General features: G+C 70.4%; 15 protein-coding genes. 2 read left to right on the forward strand and 13 right to left on the reverse strand.

Annotated elements, in window-relative coordinates; all coding sequences use genetic code 11:
- Nucleotides 1-73: 73 nt before the first annotated feature.
- On the reverse strand, nt 74-373 hold the full coding sequence (locus G127AT_RS00880) for a hypothetical protein (protein ID WP_210898890.1): 300 nt from the start codon (nt 371-373) through the stop codon (nt 74-76).
- A gap of 339 nt (nt 374-712) precedes the next feature.
- On the opposite strand from G127AT_RS00880, the gene G127AT_RS00885 reads away from it, so the two are divergent.
- Complete coding sequence (locus G127AT_RS00885; protein ID WP_210898891.1) at nt 713-916, forward strand: hypothetical protein; 204 nt, start codon at nt 713-715, stop codon at nt 914-916.
- Between the two features lie 279 nt (nt 917-1,195).
- Here the strand turns inward: G127AT_RS00885 and G127AT_RS00890 are convergent, their stop codons facing one another.
- Together G127AT_RS00890 and recO are read right to left on the reverse strand one after the other, a co-directional pair.
- Entirely contained in the window at nt 1,196-1,993 is a 798-nt protein-coding gene (locus G127AT_RS00890; RefSeq protein WP_210898893.1) for an isoprenyl transferase, read from the reverse strand.
- A complete protein-coding gene (gene recO, locus G127AT_RS00895; protein WP_210898896.1) occupies nt 1,990-2,724 on the reverse strand; it encodes a DNA repair protein RecO in 735 nt (244 codons plus the stop codon). Before recO ends, G127AT_RS00890 begins: the two co-directional genes overlap by 4 nt.
- Nucleotides 2,725-2,756: 32 nt before the next feature.
- Between recO and G127AT_RS00900 the strand changes: the two genes are divergently transcribed.
- Nucleotides 2,757-3,458, forward strand: coding sequence for a trimeric intracellular cation channel family protein (locus tag G127AT_RS00900; protein ID WP_210898898.1), 702 nt, complete (start codon nt 2,757-2,759; stop codon nt 3,456-3,458).
- 24 nt (nt 3,459-3,482) lie between these two features.
- On the opposite strand, the gene leuA is transcribed toward G127AT_RS00900, so the two are convergent.
- The 10 genes from leuA to G127AT_RS00950 all read right to left on the reverse strand — a co-directional run bounded on the left by leuA (nt 3,483) and on the right by G127AT_RS00950 (nt 16,090).
- Complete coding sequence (gene leuA / locus G127AT_RS00905) at nt 3,483-5,258, reverse strand: 2-isopropylmalate synthase (protein WP_210898901.1); 1,776 nt, start codon at nt 5,256-5,258, stop codon at nt 3,483-3,485.
- Nucleotides 5,259-5,440: 182 nt separating this feature from the next.
- The gene (gene pepN / locus G127AT_RS00910; RefSeq protein ID WP_210898903.1) at nt 5,441-8,065 is read right to left on the reverse strand and encodes an aminopeptidase N; all 2,625 of its coding nucleotides are present in this window, start codon (nt 8,063-8,065) and stop codon (nt 5,441-5,443) included.
- A gap of 76 nt (nt 8,066-8,141) precedes the next feature.
- Nucleotides 8,142-9,539, reverse strand: a complete 1,398-nt coding sequence (locus tag G127AT_RS00915) for an ABC transporter permease (RefSeq protein WP_244857667.1) — start codon at nt 9,537-9,539, stop codon at nt 8,142-8,144.
- Entirely contained in the window at nt 9,536-10,297 is a 762-nt protein-coding gene (locus G127AT_RS00920) for an ABC transporter ATP-binding protein (RefSeq protein WP_210898906.1), read from the reverse strand. The genes G127AT_RS00915 and G127AT_RS00920 overlap by 4 nt, the downstream gene beginning before the upstream one ends.
- Before the next feature lie 82 nt (nt 10,298-10,379).
- Nucleotides 10,380-11,045 carry a response regulator gene (locus tag G127AT_RS00925; protein ID WP_210898908.1) on the reverse strand — a complete coding sequence of 222 codons (666 nt, stop codon included), beginning with the start codon at nt 11,043-11,045 and terminating at the stop codon, nt 10,380-10,382.
- Nucleotides 11,042-12,250 (reverse strand): sensor histidine kinase, encoded by a 1,209-nt coding sequence (locus tag G127AT_RS00930; protein WP_244857668.1) that lies wholly within the window; start codon nt 12,248-12,250, stop codon nt 11,042-11,044. The genes G127AT_RS00925 and G127AT_RS00930 overlap by 4 nt, the downstream gene beginning before the upstream one ends.
- 106 nt (nt 12,251-12,356) lie before the next feature.
- Entirely contained in the window at nt 12,357-13,274 is a 918-nt protein-coding gene (gene era, locus G127AT_RS00935; RefSeq protein WP_210898910.1) for a GTPase Era, read from the reverse strand.
- Nucleotides 13,267-14,613, reverse strand: a complete 1,347-nt coding sequence (locus G127AT_RS00940) for a hemolysin family protein (protein WP_210898916.1) — start codon at nt 14,611-14,613, stop codon at nt 13,267-13,269. Before G127AT_RS00940 ends, era begins: the two co-directional genes overlap by 8 nt.
- On the reverse strand, nt 14,613-15,074 hold the full coding sequence (gene ybeY, locus G127AT_RS00945; protein WP_210898917.1) for an rRNA maturation RNase YbeY: 462 nt from the start codon (nt 15,072-15,074) through the stop codon (nt 14,613-14,615). The genes G127AT_RS00940 and ybeY overlap by 1 nt, the downstream gene beginning before the upstream one ends.
- Nucleotides 15,071-16,090: a PhoH family protein gene (locus G127AT_RS00950; RefSeq protein ID WP_244857845.1), complete on the reverse strand. Its 1,020-nt coding sequence runs from the start codon at nt 16,088-16,090 to the stop codon at nt 15,071-15,073. Before G127AT_RS00950 ends, ybeY begins: the two co-directional genes overlap by 4 nt.
- Nucleotides 16,091-16,101: the final 11 nt, after the last annotated feature.

Raw genomic sequence — 16,101 nt, forward strand, 5'->3', positions numbered from 1 at the left:
TGTCCAACGGCGATCCATGCGAACGTATTCCCGGCTCATCCAACGGCCGCGATCGAGGTCGACTCGCTTTCCGCTACTCGGCGATCGTCACGGCCCACCGCTGCTCCGGACTCCCTTCGACACGAAGTGTGAACTCGGGGATCGAAGAAACTTCGAACTGGTTCGCGGACGCTACACCCGTTGCAGCGCAGTCGAGCGGGAAGACTCCAATAGGGTCTATCTCGATCCGGATCTCACCTTCGCCCACACATGTCAGATAGACATGGACGATGTCTTTTTGGACGGGGTACTGGCCTACTATCGCACTTCCAACGACATCATCCAGAAAGCCGCGAACGCGCTGCCCTTCGAGATCCGGCTGGTAATGGGTCACGCCTCCAACTGAACTCGGTGCCGCCGAAAGGCGTCCCGAATCACGCGATTCCTGAGGTTCTTGCGACGGCGATGTGCATCCGACCAATAGTACCGAACCGGCCATCACCGCTGCTACGCACCCCCAGGCTCGAGAATTCATCCGAGCCAAGTCTTCCAGCCAACCGATGTAGGTGCCGTGAGTGTCCCCGTGGAGAGCGTTTGCTTCACACAGTTCGCGTTGTACCGCGTGTTCTTGAAGCGCACGGTATAGGCGTTCGTCCCGATCTGCGCATACCCTGTCCGGCCAGCGGCAACCGTATAGGTAGTGGAGAAGGACGTGCTGTAGGAGACGCTCGTCGTGATCGAGGATGAGACGGAAGCCTTGGCGGTGATGAGTGCACCGCTCACGCCGCCCTCAACCGGACCTGACACGCTTGCCGACATCGATCCACCGGCCGATGCCTTGAAGGTTACCGTGTTGGGCACATTTGTATTGTTGATCGAATGGTACGTCGGGCTCAGCCCTTTCCACGCACTCGAACTTGAAGTGACTTCTCGATAGATGCCGCTGGTATCGCAGGCTCCCAATGGCGACATATCTTCGGCATGTGCACGGCTCGGTCCGACAATGAGTGCCGTGAGCGAGAGCAGTCCTCCCGCAAGGATGATCGCAGACACCTTCATGCCGGCCCGACTCGCCCGTGAACCTGAAAGCATGATTGCCGCTCTTGGAGTTGCATGAATCGATCTTCTGATCGGCGAAGCAATACTCCCCCCCTGGCCCGAAGGTGTCAACCGGTATTCCGACAGCGACGCGTTTACGTCACGCGACGCGGATGCGTCACACCGCCGGGGCGTCCACCGCTCCCCCGAAGCGGCGGTTGCGCGAGGCGTACACGCCGATCGCCTCCCACAGGTCCTCGCGGGTGAAATCGGGCCAGAGGGTGTCGAGGAAGACCATCTCGGCGTACGCCGACTGCCACAGCATGAAGTTCGAGGTGCGCTGCTCGCCCGAGCTGCGCACGAAGAGATCCACATCCGGCAGCTCCGGCACGTACAGGCGGCGCGCGATGAGCTTCTCCGAGACCGCCGAGGGCTTCAGGCGCCCGGCGGCGACGTCGTCGGCGATCGAGCGCACCGCGTCCGTGATCTCGTTCCGGCCGCCGTAGTTCACGCACATCGTGAGGGTCAGGGTGCTGTTGCCGGCCGTCAGGCGTTCGGCGAAGCGCAGCTCGTCGATCACCGACTTCCAGAGCCTGGGGCGCCGCCCGGCCCAGCGGATCCGCACCCCCCACTCGTTCAGCTGATCGCGGCGGCGGTGCAGCACGTCGCGGTTGTAGCCCATGAGGAAGCGCACCTCCTCGGGGCTGCGCTTCCAGTTCTCGGTCGAGAACGCGTACACCGACAGATGCTTCACGCCGATCTGGATCGCGCCGGCGACGACGTCGAGCAGGGCCGCCTCGCCCGCCTTGTGCCCTTCGATGCGGGTCAGGCCCTTGCGGTTCGCCCAGCGCCCGTTGCCGTCCATGACGACGGCGACATGCTGGGGTACGGCGCCTTTCGGAAGCTTCGGGGGGTGGATGCCCGTCCAGTCGAGGGGGCGGAACGGCACCGCATCCGGGTGGGTGTAGGGGCTCACGCAGGGGTCTCTCTCGGAACGTGCGGCAGCGAGCGGAGGCCCCGCTCGAGGTGCCACTGGGTGTAGGCGGCGACGATGCCCGACGCCTGGTCGCGGTCGCGCTTCGCGGCCGCCTCGGCGAAGCCCCAGTCGCCGGCGAGCAGCGCCCCCAGCAGGGCGACCGTTCCGCGGTCGATGCGGGGCGAGCCGGGCGGGGCGCACTCGGCGCAGACGATGCCGCCGAGCTGCACGACGACCGCCTCGTGCTCCCCCGGCCGGCCGCAGCGGGCGCAGTCCTGGAACGACGGCGCCCAGCCGGCGAGGGCGAGGGAGCGCAGCAGATAGGAGTCGAGGGTGAGCGTCGGCCCGTGCTCGCCGCGCGCGAGGGAACGCAGGGCGCCGACGAGCAGCAGATACTGCTGCAGCGAACCTTCCGCCTCGGTGACGCGGTCGGCGGCCTCGACCATCGCGTTCGCGGCCGCATACGCCGCGTAGTCCTGCGTGATCGCCGCCCCGTAGGAGCCGAGCGACTCGGCCTGCGTCACCACGTCGAGGCTGCGGCCCTCGTACAGCTGCAGGTCGGCGACCATGAACGGTTCGAGCCTCGCGCCGAACTTCGAGCCCGTGCGGCGCACCCCCTTGGCCACCGCGCGCACCTTGCCGTGGCGCCGGGTGAGGAGCGTGAGGATGCGATCGGCTTCGCCCAGCTTGTGGGTGCGCAGCACGACGGCTTCATCTCGGTACACGGGCACCCTTCGATTCTCCCACCGGCATCCGGGTGTGGATGCCGGGCCGCGCCCGCCCCGCGTGGTTCACTGGTGCCGTGGAATCCTCCGCGCTCTTCACGATCCCGCTGTGGCTCGAGCTCACCGCGGTCGCCGTCGGCGGCATCCAGGGCGCCATGTTCGCCGCACGGCTCACGGAACGGCAGATCGACCTGCTCGGCATCGGCCTCATCGGCGTGCTCGTCGCCCTCGGCGGCGGCCTGCTGCGCGACCTCCTCATCAACCAGCTGCCGGCGATGGTGCAGAACAACTGGTACCTGCCGACGGCGACCGGCGCCGCCCTCTTCGGCATGCTCCTGTTCCGGATCTTCAACCGGCTGAACGGCCTCATCATCGTGCTCGACGCGCTCACGATCGGCGCCTTCGGCGCGATCGGCACGACGAAAGCGCTCGCCTGGGGCGTGCCCGTGGTGCCGGCCGTGTTCGTCGGCGTCGCCTCCGCAGTCGGCGGATCCATCCTGCGCGACATCGCGCTGAACCTGCCGATCGCGCTCATGCACGTCGGCTCGCTCTACGCCGTCGCGGCCGCCGTCGGCACGATCCTCATCGTCGTGCTCGTCGCCTTCGGCGTGCCGATGCTCATCGCCGGCATCGCCTGCGTCGTCGTGACCACGCTCATCCGGCTCGGTTCGGTGCGCTGGGGGTGGAGCCTGCCCGAACAACGGGCGATCTCGGGGTGGCGCGTGTGGCGCCGCGCGTGACCGCCCGTCGTCCGGGCCGGCGCCTCAGGCGCCGACGGCCTCGAACGCCGGCTCGGCGCCCCGCGCCGTGCGGCGGGCGCGATTGACGGCCGACACGATCGCCTTCAGCGATGCGGTCGCGATGTCGGCATCCACCCCCACACCCCAGAGGGTGCGGCCCTCGACCTGGCATTCGACGTAGGCGGCGGCGACCGCGTCGCCTCCGGCCGAGAGCGCGTGCTCGGCGTAGTCGAGCACGCGCACATCCACCCCGGCCCCGTTCAGCACCGCCACGAAGGCGGCGATCGGCCCGTTGCCGGTGCCCACGGCATCCACCGAGACCTCCCCGTCGCGCAGGCCCACGTCGACGCGCACCTCGCCGGTCAGCTCGTTCTCGGTCTTCAGCGACAACAGTTCGAAGCGGCCCCACTTCTCGTCGGGGCGCTCGGCGGGAGCCGGCAGGTACTCGTCGGTGAAGACGCGCCAGATCTCCTCGCTCGTGACCTCGCCGCCCTCCGCGTCGGTCTTGGCCTGCACGACGCCCGAGAACTCGATCTGCAGACGCCGCGGCAGCTCGAGGGCGTGATCGGCCTTCAGCAGGTAGGCGACGCCGCCCTTGCCGGACTGCGAGTTGACCCGGATGACGGCCTCGTAGCTGCGCCCCAGATCCTTCGGGTCGACGGGCAGGTACGGCACCGCCCACTCGGCCTGGTCGACGGGCACGCCCGTCTCGGCCGCACGGGCCTCCATCGCCTCGAAGCCCTTCTTGATCGCATCCTGATGCGATCCCGAGAACGCCGTGTAGACGAGGTCGCCGGCCCAGGGGCTCCGCTCGGGCACCGGCAGCTGATTGCAGTACTCGGCGGTGCGCTTGATTTCGTCGAGGTTCGAGAAGTCGATCTGCGGGTCGATGCCCTGCGTGAACAGGTTGATGCCGAGCGCGACGAGGTCGACGTTGCCGGTGCGCTCGCCGTTGCCGAAGAGGCACCCCTCGATGCGGTCGGCCCCGGCCTGGTAGCCGAGCTCGGCTGCCGCGACCGCCGTGCCGCGGTCGTTGTGCGGGTGCAGCGAGAGGATGACGTTCTCGCGGTGGGCGAGATGACGGTTCATCCACTCGATGGAGTCGGCGTACACGTTCGGCGTGGCCATCTCGACGGTGGCCGGCAGGTTGATGATGACCTTGCGTTCGGGAGTGGGCTCGAAGACCTCGAGCACCTGGTTGCAGATGTCGACGGCGAACTCGAGCTCGGTGCCCGTATAGCTCTCGGGCGAGTACTCGTAGTAGACGGTCGTGCCGGGCACGCTCGCCTCCATCTCGCGGCACTTCCGGGCGCCGTGCAGGGCGATGTCGACGATGCCCTGCCGATCGCTGCGGAAGACGACCTCCCGCTGCAGGATGCTCGTCGAGTTGTAGAGATGCACGATCGCCTGCTTGGCGCCGCGGATCGCCTCGTAGGTGCGCTCGATGAGGTGGTCGCGGGCCTGAGTGAGCACCTGGATGGTGACGTCGTCGGGGATCAGCCCGTCGTCGATGAGGGTGCGGACGAAGTCGAAGTCGGTCTGGCTCGCGCTCGGGAAGCCGACCTCGATCTCCTTGTAGCCCATCTTCACGAGCAGTTCGAACATGATGCGCTTGCGCTCGGGGCTCATCGGGTCGATGAGGGCCTGGTTGCCGTCTCGGAGGTCGACGGCGCACCAGCGCGGGGCGACCTCGATGCGGCGGTCGGGCCAGGTGCGGTCCGGCAGCTCGACGCGGATCTGCTCGTGGAACGGACGGTACCGGTGCACGGGCATCGGGGACGGCTTCTGGGTGTTCTGCATGTGCTCTTCTCGCTTCAGTCGAAAAATGTCAGCCGACGGCGGAACTCCGCAGCGAGGGAGGCCTTAGAACGAGGACTCGCTGCGGCAGCGAAGGAGAAGCAGGCCGTGAAGCACGAGGTCAGGCTACCACCATCGGCCGGGATGCCGACGCCGGCCGGCACCGCCGTGCGGCCCGCGGCCGCTCAGCGCGGCACGGCCTGGGCCCGCAGCCGGCGCTCGAGATCGTCCAGCCGCTCGATCACGATCCGGCGGAGCGCCCGGGGCGCCTCGCGGCTCGCGGCCAGCCAGCCCCGCGCGGCGACGGCGAATGGATGCGTCGCCGCATCGCCGTCGGCGAGTTCGGCATCCGCCGGGAAGAGGCCCGTGACCACCCGCGTCGCCTGACCCTGGCTCTGCGCGGCCCACACCCCCTCGATGCGCTGCCAGTACTCGGCCTCGTGGCCGGCGCCGACTCCGCCCGGATCGATGCGGAGACCGTCGATCGTCGCCTGCAGCCCGTCGTTCGAGAGGACCGAGCCGTCGGCCGCGCGCCCTGTGTACGCGGCCTCGCGGGCGGCATCCTTCACGGCGGCGTCGGGGCGTGCGGCCAGGGCCCGCGTGAGCTCCACGGTCGAAACCGCGGTGGGTGCTGACGCCTGCGCCTCGCGCAGGGCGGCCTCGCCGAGGCGCCCGTGGGCGCTGAGGACGACGCGGGCGCTCCAGGCGAGCTCCTCCCCGAGCCCGAAGCCCGGGTCCTCGAGCCGACGTTCGACACGGTCGAGCAGGGACGCGGACGGGGTTCGCACCTCCCCGAGCACGTCGAACAGGGTGCGCAGCAGCACCGTGCGCCGGTCGGAGGGCTCCGGGCGCTCGGCCACGGCATCGGCGAGGAAGCCGGCCAGGTGTTCGAGCCGGCCCTGCCGCGTCTCAGCGGGGGTGTATGCGGCCAGGCCGGATCCGGCCTGCTGCAGCAGCTGCGCGAACACCCCGGGATCGGTCACGAGGTGCCCGGTGGCGATCACCCCGTCCGCGAAGCGCTCGACGGCCAGCTCCCCGTCGCGCACCATGTTCCAGACCCCGGCGAACGCCGTGGCGCGCGCCAGTTCGCCCTCGAGGCCCGCCGTGAGCACGACCTCAAGGGCGTGCGTATCGGGCACGATCTTCGCGTAGCTCAGGTCGCCGTCGTTCGGCAGCAGCACCCGGTCGACCGGCAGGCCCGAAAGGGCGGGCAGGGCGAGTTCGGCGCCCTCGATGCGGGCGTCGATCGCGACCTCGAAGCCGGCCGGCGCCTCCCCCTCCGGCCGGTAGACGCCGATGCGGAGCACGTGCGGGCGCAGCACCGTCTCACCGGTGCGCGGATCGACGCCGTCCTGCCGCAGCAGCGCCGAAGCGATGACGCCGCCCTCGCGCACCGTCTCGACGCGCAGCCGGTTCACGCCCGCGGTGGTGAGCCAGGCATCCGCCCAGCCCTGCATGTCGCGCCCGGATGCCTCGCTGAGCGCCGCGAGGAAGTCGTCGAGCGTCGTGTTGCCCCACGCATGCCGCGCGAAGTACGTGCGCGCTGCGGCGAAGAACGCCTCGGCGCCGACGAAGGCCGACAGCTGCCGCAGCACCGACGCGCCCTTCGCATAGGTGATGCCGTCGAAGTTCTGGTCGGCCGCTTCGAGGTCGACGATGTCGGCGACGATGGGATGCGTCGTCGGATACTGGTCCTGCCGGTACGCCCACGCCTTGCGCTTCGAGGCGAACGCCGTCCATGCCGTCGTGAAGCGGGTCGCCTCGTCGACGGCGAGCGTGCCCACGTAGTCGGCGAACGATTCCTTCAGCCACAGGTCGTCCCACCAGCGCATCGTGACGAGGTCGCCGAACCACATGTGGCACATCTCGTGCAGGATCGTGTTGGCGCGCTGCTCGTGCTGCGACTGCGTCGCCGGCGAGGTGAACACGTAGTTCTCCGTGAACGTCACCAGCCCCGGGTTCTCCATCGCACCGAGGTTGTACTCGGGCACGAACACCTGGTCGTACTTGCCCCAGGGGTATGCGGAGTCGAAACGGTCGTGGAACCAGTCCAGGCCCTGCCTGGTGATCTCGAACACCTCGTCGGCGTCCATGCTCGGCGCCAGCGACGCGCGCGTCGAGATGCGCAGCGGCACGCTCACCTCCTCGCCGGAGGCGGTACGGCCGGTGTACTCGTCGTGCCACACCGCGTACGGGCCGGCGAGGAAGGTCGTGATGTACGTCGACATCGGCAGGGTCTCGGCGAACACGCGCCGGGAAGCGCCCGCCCCTGCAGGCTCCTCGGAGGCCAGCGCGCCGTTCGCAGCGACATGCCAGGACGTATCGGCGGTGATCGCGACCCGGAACCGGGCCTTCAGATCGGGCTGGTCGAAGCACGGATAGATCCGCCGGCAGTCGACGGGCTCGTTCTGCGAGTACAGGTAGACGGCCCCGTCGGCCGGGTCGACGAAGCGGTGCACGCCCTCCCCCGAACGCGAATAGATCGACGCGGAGACGATGTCGACCTCGTTGTGCTCCGCGAGCGGGCCGATCACGATCCGCGCCCCGTCGAGGATCGACGCGACATCCTGCTCGACCCCGTTCAGGGTCACGGAGTCGACGCGCGCGCCGAGGTAGTCGAGGAAGGTGCTTGCGCCCGTCTCCGCATCGAAACGCACGCGCGTGCGCACCGGGAAGGTGTCGACCGCGGGGTCTGCGGCGGCCGAGAAGTCGACGTCGATGTCGTAGTCGCGGGTGCGCACGATGCGCGCCCGGGCGGCGGCCTCATCGCGGCGCAGGTTCTCGTTGTACGGGCGCGGGAGCTCGGTCATCCACACAGTCAATCACCGACGGCGGGTGCGGGGTGCGGATGCCGGAGCGCACCGGCATCCGCACCCCGCACGCCCGTCAGTCGACGGCGAGCGCCACGACCGGCGAGACGCGGCCGGCCCGGCGCGCCGGCGCGAGCGAGGCGACGGCGGTGAGCACGACCGCCGCGCCGACCACGACCCAGATGATGGGCCATGGGATGCCCGGGGCGATGAGCTCGGGGGATCCGTTCATCGACCCGAGCATCGCCTGCGCACCGGCCCAGCCGTAGACGAACCCGAGCACGAGGCCCGTCGCCGTGGCCGCGACGGTGAGTGCGGCCGCCTCGGCGAGGATCATCAGCCGCACCTGCGCCCGGTCGAAGCCGAGGGCGCGCAGCAGCCCGATCTCGCGGGTGCGCTGCAGGACGCTGACGGAGAGGGTGTTCACGAGGCCGACGGCGGCGATGACCGCGCTGAAGCCGATGAGGGCCGAGAAGACCGCGACGGTGCCGTCGATCATGGGGCCGATCGCCTCGCGCAGGATCTCCTGGTCGTCCATCGCGAGGTACAGAGCCTGCCGGTACGACTCCATCGTGACGCCGAACATCGTGACGAGGGTGACGCCGATCACGAGGCCGATCGTCATGCGCGTGGCCCGCTCGGGGTGGCGCACCGCGTTCTCGGCGGCGAGCCTGGCCGACGGCGAACGGCCGAACCAGCGGCCGACCGCGCGCAGCACGGGCGGCATGATGCGGTCGGCGACGAGGACGATGCCGGTGAACGAGAGGATGCCGCCGACGACGCCGATGAGCACGCCACCCGGGTGCAGGAGGCCGGCGAGCACGCCGCCGGCCAGCGCGAGGACGCCGAGGACGATGAGCGCGATGCCGGTGGCCGTGCGGCCGGTGCGGCGGCCGAGCTCCTCCCCCGAGGCCTCGGTCGCGTTGCCGAGCGCCTCCGCGGGCCGCACGGCCAGCACCCGACGCGACCCCGTCCACGCCGCCAGCCACGTCGTCGCCGCGACGGCGACCATCGGCACGACGAGGATCGGCTGCAGATAGGCGTACTCGTAGGCCGGGATCGCCTCGGCGGCCACCCCCGCCTGCCCGATCCCCCACGCCGCCGCCGTGCCGATCAGCGCGCCGGCGACCGCCCCGGCGACGCCGACGATGAGCCCCTCGCGGGCCAGCACGTTGCGCTGGTCGCGTGCGCTCGACCCGATGAGGCGCAGCAACGCGATCACGCGGGTGCGGCCGGCCACGACCGTCGCGACCGTGTTCGCGGTGGTGACGGCGGCGACGTAGACGGCGATGGCGATGAACACGAAGGCGATGACGTTCAGCATGGTCGCCACCGTCGCGCTCGAACCGGTGACATCGTCGGCGGCCATGATGGCCGCGAGGATGCCGGTCACCTGCAGCAGCGCGACGCCGAAGCCCGCCGAGAGGGTCGCGACGAGGAAGGTGGGGCCGTGGTCCTGCAGCCGGGTCTTCACGCCGCCGCCTCCATCGCGAGCATGTACGCCGAGATCTCCTCGGGCGCAGAGCGGGGCGCATCGCGCACGATCCGCCCGTCGGAGAGGTACAGGATGCGGTCGGCGTGGCTGGCGGCGATGGGGTCGTGGGTGACCATCGCGATCGACTGCCCGTGCAGGCTCGCCGCCGAGGCGAGCAGCGCGAGGACCTCGCGGCCCGTGCGCGAATCGAGGTTGCCCGTCGGCTCGTCGGCGAAGACGAGGTCGGGCTTGGTCGCGAGGGCCCGGGCGATCGCCACGCGCTGCTGCTGGCCGCCGGAGAGCTCGTGCGGGCGGTGTCCGAGGCGCTCCCGCAGGCCGAGGGTGTCGACGAGCTCGTCGATCCACGCCCGCTCGATGCCGGAGGGTTTGCGGCCGTCGAGCTCGAACGGCAGCCGGATGTTGCCGGCGATGTCGAGGGTGGGCACGAGGTTGAACGACTGGAAGACGAAGCCGATGCGACGGCGGCGCAGCACCGTCAGCGCGCTGTCGGAGAGCCGGGTGATGTCGGTGTCGCCGAGCCAGACCTCGCCCGCGGTGGCCTGGTCGAGGCCGGCGAGCAGGTGCATGAGCGTCGACTTGCCGGAGCCCGACGGGCCCATGATCGCGGTGAACTCGCCGCGGCGGAGACCGAGGGAGACGTCGTCGAGGGCGGTGACGGGGTTCGCGGCGGTGCCGTAGCGCTTCGTGAGGCCGACGGCGCGGGCGATGAGGCCGAGGTCGGAGGGTTGGATCTGCATGCTTCCGACGGTATGCGGCTCGTCCGGCGTCGCGCGTCGGCCGCGAGGCGGCATCCGCGTCATCCTGCAGGATGACCCGCGCTCAGTCGGCGGCCGGCAGCTCGTGCTCGTAGGCGAAGACGACGAGCTGCACACGGTCGCGGAGCCCGAGCTTGGCGAGGATGCGGCTCACATGCGTCTTCACGGTCGCTTCGCTCAGGAACTCGGTGGCGGCGATCTCGCCGTTGGAGAGACCGCGCGCCGCGAGGCGGAAGATCTCGCGCTCGCGGGGCGTGAGATCCGCCCACGATGCCGGCGCGGGTGCCCGGCCCGAGCCGCGCGAGGCGTGCGCGATGAGCTCGCGCGTCGCGTTCGCGGCGATGACCGCGTTGCCGCGGTGCACGGTGCGGATCGCGGCGAGCAGGAACTCGGGGTCGGCGTCCTTCAGCACGAAACCGCTCGCGCCGGCGCGGATCGCGCGCGCCGCGTTCTCGTCCAGGTCGAAGGTCGTGAGCACGAGGATCCGCGGCGGGGTCCGGCCGGCTGCGGCGGCGTCCGCCAGGATCGCCTCGGTCGCCTGGATGCCGTCGCGCACCGGCATCCGCACGTCCATGAGCATGACGTCGGGCCGGCCGCGTACGGCCAGGCCGATCGCCTCCTGACCGTCGCCGGCCTCACCGGCGAACTCGAGGTCGGGCTGCGACTCGACGAGCATGCGGACACCGGCGCGGAAGAGCGCCTGGTCGTCGACGAGGGCGACGCGGATCATGCGGGCTGCCTTCCGGATCTGGCGGGGATGCGGGCGCGGACGACGAAACGCCCGCCGGCGGGTTCGGCGTGCAGGGTGCCGCCGGTCAGCTGCGCTCGTTCTCGCATGCCCGGGATGCCGTGGCGCAACGCCCCCGGCGGTCCCGGCTGCCGTCCGTCCTCCTTCAGCGCGCTCGCCACGGTCACCGACACCCCTGCGCCGTCCCAGTCGAAGCGGAGTTCGACCGGTTCCTCGGTGTCGCCGTGGCGGAGCGCGTTCGTGAGGGCCTCCTGCACGATGCGGTAGACGGCGATCTGGTGGCCGGTCGGCAGTTCCACGGGATCGCCGTGCGTTTCGGCCCGCACGTCGAGGCCGGCGGCGCGCAGCTGGTCGAGCAGGAGCTCGAGGTCCTCGATGACGGGCTGCGGTGCACCCCCTTCGTCGTGGCGGAGTTCGGCGAGCAGCATCCGCACGTCGCCGAGGGCGCCGCGGGCGACACCGGCGATCGTGCCGAGGGCGTCGACGGCTGCTTCGGGTTTGGCCGCCGCCGCGAAGCGGGCCCCGTCGGCCTGGGCGATGACGACGGCGAGCGAATGGGCCACGACATCGTGCATGTCGCGTGCGATGCGCGAACGCTCCTGTTCGACGACCATGCGGTATTCGGCGAGGGTCCGGTCGCGGCGCGCCAGTTCCTCGTTGCGTTTGGCGGCGCGCGAGGCGCGGACGGTGCGCACCACGAGGCCCGCCGTCCAGGCCAGGGCGAAGAGGGAGACCGAGGCGATGAAGACGAGGGTGCCCCACATGAGCATCCCGAGCCCCGACTGCGGGGCGCCGTCGGTGACGAGGCCGAGCTGGACGACGCCGAGGTACACGGCGGCGGCGACGGCGCCGAGCACCGCCGAGGCGAGGCCCGCCCAGCGCACGCGGCGGGATCCGTGCGCCGAACTGGCGTACAGCACGCCGAGCACGGCGGAATCGGCGAGGGCCGGCGGCAGCATGAGCCCCATCGTGAGCAGCGCTCCGGCCCAGGCCAGGGCGAGCGAGAGGTCCGGCCGCAGGCGGCGGACGCCGAGGGCGGCCGTATAGGCGACCAGGGGCAGCAGGCCCGCGGCCGAGGCGTGCAGCGAGAACGGCAGGCAGACGAGCGCGAACACGCCCGCGAGGACGAGGTCGACCACGAGCTGCGATCGCGGGATCCGCCCGGCCGGCTCCGAAGGCACGCTCACCCTCCCACCGTACGCGGCCGCTCCTGCGCGGCGGCCGCTCCGGCCCGGGAATCATCCTCCGGTCGTATGCGGGATCCGCCGCCCCTGCCGGCCGCCCGGGCCCGTCTCAGAACCCGAGCCGGCCGAGCTGCTTCGGGTCGCGCTGCCAGTCTTTGGCGACCTTCACGCGGATCGAGAGGAAGACCTTCCGGCCGAGCAGCGCCTCGATCTGGGCGCGCGCCGCGCTGCCGACCTCGCGGAGGCGCACACCGCCCTTGCCGATGATGATGCCCTTCTGGCTGTCGCGTTCGACGAAGAGGTTCGCGTACACCTCCAGCAGGTCCTTGTCCTCGCGCTCGACGAGGTCGTCGATCGTGACGGCGATCGAGTGCGGCAGTTCGTCGGAGACGCCTTCGAGGGCGGCCTCGCGCACGAGTTCGGCGATGCGTTCCTCGGTCTGCTCGTCCGTCAGGGTCTCGGCCGGGTACAGCGGCTGCTCGGACGGGGGCAGCAGCGCGATGAGCTCGTCGGCGAGCACGTCGAGCTGCTCGCCGCGCGGCGCCGACACGGGGATGATCGCATCCCACTCCCGCAGCTCGGAGACGGCGAGCAGCTGCTCGGCGACGCGGGCTTTGCCGGCCAGGTCGGTCTTCGTGACGACGGCGACCTTCTTGGCCCGCGGGAAATCGTCGAGCTGCTCGTTGATGAAGCGGTCGCCGGGGCCGATCTTCTCGTCGGCGGGCACGCAGAGCGCGATGACGTCGACGTCGCCGAGGGTGGACTGCACGAGGGTGTTCAGCCGTTCGCCGAGCAGCGTGCGGGGGCGGTGGATGCCGGGGGTGTCGACGAGGATGAGCTGGCCCTGCGGGCGGTGGACGATGCCGCGGATCGCCCGTCGGGTCGTCTGCGGTTTCGAGCTCGTGATCGCGACCTTCTCGCCCACGAGGGCGTTGGTCAGGGTCGATTTGCCGACGTTCGGGCGGCCCACGAACGAGGCGAATCCGGCACGGTACTCGGGCACGGACGATTCGGGGGATTCAGGCATGGCGGCGCTCCTCGCGACGGGCGGGTCGATCTTCGGGGTCGTCGGGCGTTTCGGCGGCGAAGGCGCGCTGCACGTCGATGAGCGCCTGGTCGCGCCAGGCGATCACGGTCGACAGGCGTTTGCGGCGGCCCTCGGTGCGTTCGGCTTCGAGCACGAGGCCGCTCGCTGGGACCCGGTCGCCGCTCTGCGGCAGCCGGCCGAGCTCCTTGGCGACGAGTCCGCCGACCGAATCGACGTCCTCGTCGTCGAGTTCGATGCCGAAGAGCTCTCCGAGCTCGTCGATCGCGAGCCGGGCGCTGACCCGGTACCGGCCGTCGCCGAGGGCCTCGATCTCGGGCGCCTCGCGGTCGTACTCGTCGGAGATGTCGCCGACGAGCTCCTCGATGAGGTCTTCGAGGGTGACGAGACCGGCGATGCCGCCGTATTCGTCGACGACCATCGCGAGATGGTTGGACTGCTGCTGCATCTGCCGGAGCAGGGCGTCGGCCTTCATCGACTCGGGCACGAACACGGCCTCGCGCACGAGGTCGCCGACGGTGATGGTCTCGGCGGCGAGGGGCCGCTCGAACCCGAGTTTGGCGAGGTCGCGCAGGTAGAGGATGCCGGCGATCTCGTCGGCGTCGCCGTCGTCGATGACGGGGATGCGTGAGAAGCCCTCCTTCAGGAACAGCGCCATCGCCGGCACGAGCCCTTCGGTGCGGTCGATGGTGATCATGTCGGTGCGCGGCACCATCACCTCGCGCACGACGGTCTCGTTGAATTCGAAGATCGAGTGGATGAGTTCGCGGTCGTCCTCCTCGAGCACCTCGAGCTCGGTCGCCTCGTCGACCATGCTGAGCAGCTGCGCCTCGCTCGAGACGCCGGCGAAGCGGATCCGGCCGGGCGTGACCCGGTTGCCGAGGGCGACGAGCGCGTTGGCGAGCGGGCCGATGATGACACGGAGGAAGTGCACAACGGGCGCCGAGAGCCGGAGCACGGTCGCGGCGTGCGCCCGGCCGACGCTGCGCGGGCTCGCGCCGACGAGCACGAAGGAGACGGCCGTCATGATGAGGGCGGAGGCCAGCAGCACGAGCCAGACGTTCTCGATGAGCGAGGAGAACGCGATCGTGACGAGCACGGCGGCGGTCGTCTCGACGACGATGCGCACGAAGTTCACGGCGTTCACATGCGCGCCGGCGTCTTCGGCGATCATGCGGAGGGAGCGTTTGGCCCGGGATCGCTCGGCGAGCTCGACGAGGTCGGCACGGCTGGCCTGCCCGATCGCCGAATCCACGGCAGCCATGAGGCCGCCGAACGCGACGAGCACGAAGGCGACCCCGAAGAACCACCAGGCGAGCATCAGCGTCGTCGCTCCTGCATGGCGAAGCCGACGAGGATGTCGCGCTGGATGCCGAACATCTCCTTCTCCTCGGCGGGTTCGGCGTGGTCGAAGCCGAGCAGGTGCAGGATGCCGTGCGTGGTGAGCAGCAGCAGCTCCTCGGTGAGGGAGTGCTTGGCGGTCTCGGCCTGGCTCTGGGCGACCTGCGGGCACAGCACGATGTCGCCGAGGAGGCCTGCCGGGGCCGGCTCCTCCTCGGTGCCGGGGCGCAGTTCGTCCATCGGGAAGCTCAGCACGTCGGTCGGGCCCGGCTCGTCCATCCACTGCACGTGCAGCTGCTCCATCGCACCCTCGTCGACGAGCACGATCGCCAGCTCGGCGTCGGGGTGGACGTGCATGGCGTCGAGGGCGTAGACGGCGAGACGCTGCAGGGCGGCCTCGTCGACCTCCATCGACGATTCGTTGTTGATCTCGATGCTCACGAGCTCGTCCCTCTTCTCGGCAGGTGGTCGCGCGTGCCCTTGCCGCGCCGTTCGGCGCGGTTGGCGAACTCGCGCGCCTGTTCGCGTTCGTAGCGCACCGCCTGCTGGCGCTGGTCGTAGTCGGTGTAGGCGTCGACGATGCGGCCGACGAGGCTGTGCCGGACGACGTCCTCGCTCGTGAGCCGGGCGAAGTGGATGTCGTCGACATGGTCGAGGATGCGCGTCACGAGCCGGAGGCCGGACGCCCCGCCGGGCAGGTCGATCTGGGTCACATCGCCGGTGACGACCATCTTCGAGCCGAAGCCGAGGCGGGTGAGGAACATCTTCATCTGTTCTGGCGTCGTGTTCTGCGCTTCGTCGAGGATGACGAAGGCGTCGTTGATGGTGCGCCCGCGCATATAGGCCAGGGGCGCGACCTCGACGGTGCCGGTGGCCAGGAGCTTCGGGACGAGCTCGGGATCCATCATCTCGTTGAGGGCGTCGTAGAGCGGCCTGAGATAGGGGTCGATCTTGTCGGTGAGGGTGCCGGGCAGGAAGCCGAGGCGTTCGCCGGCCTCGACCGCCGGGCGGGTGAGGATGATGCGGGTGACCTCTTTGCGCTGCAGCGCCTGCACGGCCTTGGCCATCGCCAGGTAGGTCTTGCCGGTGCCGGCCGGGCCGATGCCGAAGACGATGGTGTGCTCGTCGATCGCGTCGACGTAGTCGCGCTGCCCGGCGGTCTGCGGTCGGATGCTCTTGCCGCGGCTGGAGAGGATGACCTGCCCGAGCACCTCGGACGGCTTCGCCCGGGGGTCGGCGTCGAGGATGCGGTCGCTGGAGACGACCTCGGTCGGCGTCGGATCCTGCCCGCTGCGGACGAGCTCGAGCAGCTCCTCGACGAGCCGGCGCACCCGTTCCACTTCGCCGGCCTCGCCGCGCAGGGCGATCTCGTTGCCGCGCACGTGCACCTCGACGCCGGGGTGCTCGCGTTCGATCGTGGTCAGCAGCCGGTCCTGCGGCCCGAGCAGCCGCACCATCTGCACGCCGT

It is taken from the genome of Agromyces archimandritae (assembly GCF_018024495.1).
Classification (GTDB): domain Bacteria; phylum Actinomycetota; class Actinomycetes; order Actinomycetales; family Microbacteriaceae; genus Agromyces; species Agromyces archimandritae.

What these genes read in the sequence shown, in the direction of transcription:
- G127AT_RS00900 (WP_210898898.1), top strand. Translation starts at nt 2,757, where the DNA reads ATGCCGGGCCGCGCCCGCCCCGCGTGGTTCACTGGTGCCGTGGAATCC.
- leuA (WP_210898901.1), bottom strand. Translation starts at nt 5,258, where the DNA reads ATGCAGAACACCCAGAAGCCGTCCCCGATGCCCGTGCACCGGTACCGT.
- pepN (WP_210898903.1), bottom strand. Translation starts at nt 8,065, where the DNA reads ATGACCGAGCTCCCGCGCCCGTACAACGAGAACCTGCGCCGCGATGAG.
- G127AT_RS00920 (WP_210898906.1), bottom strand. Translation starts at nt 10,297, where the DNA reads ATGCAGATCCAACCCTCCGACCTCGGCCTCATCGCCCGCGCCGTCGGC.
- G127AT_RS00925 (WP_210898908.1), bottom strand. Translation starts at nt 11,045, where the DNA reads ATGATCCGCGTCGCCCTCGTCGACGACCAGGCGCTCTTCCGCGCCGGT.
- era (WP_210898910.1), bottom strand. Translation starts at nt 13,274, where the DNA reads ATGCCTGAATCCCCCGAATCGTCCGTGCCCGAGTACCGTGCCGGATTC.
- G127AT_RS00940 (WP_210898916.1), bottom strand. Translation starts at nt 14,613, where the DNA reads ATGCTCGCCTGGTGGTTCTTCGGGGTCGCCTTCGTGCTCGTCGCGTTC.
- G127AT_RS00950 (WP_244857845.1), bottom strand. Translation starts at nt 16,090, where the DNA reads ATGGTGCGGCTGCTCGGGCCGCAGGACCGGCTGCTGACCACGATCGAA.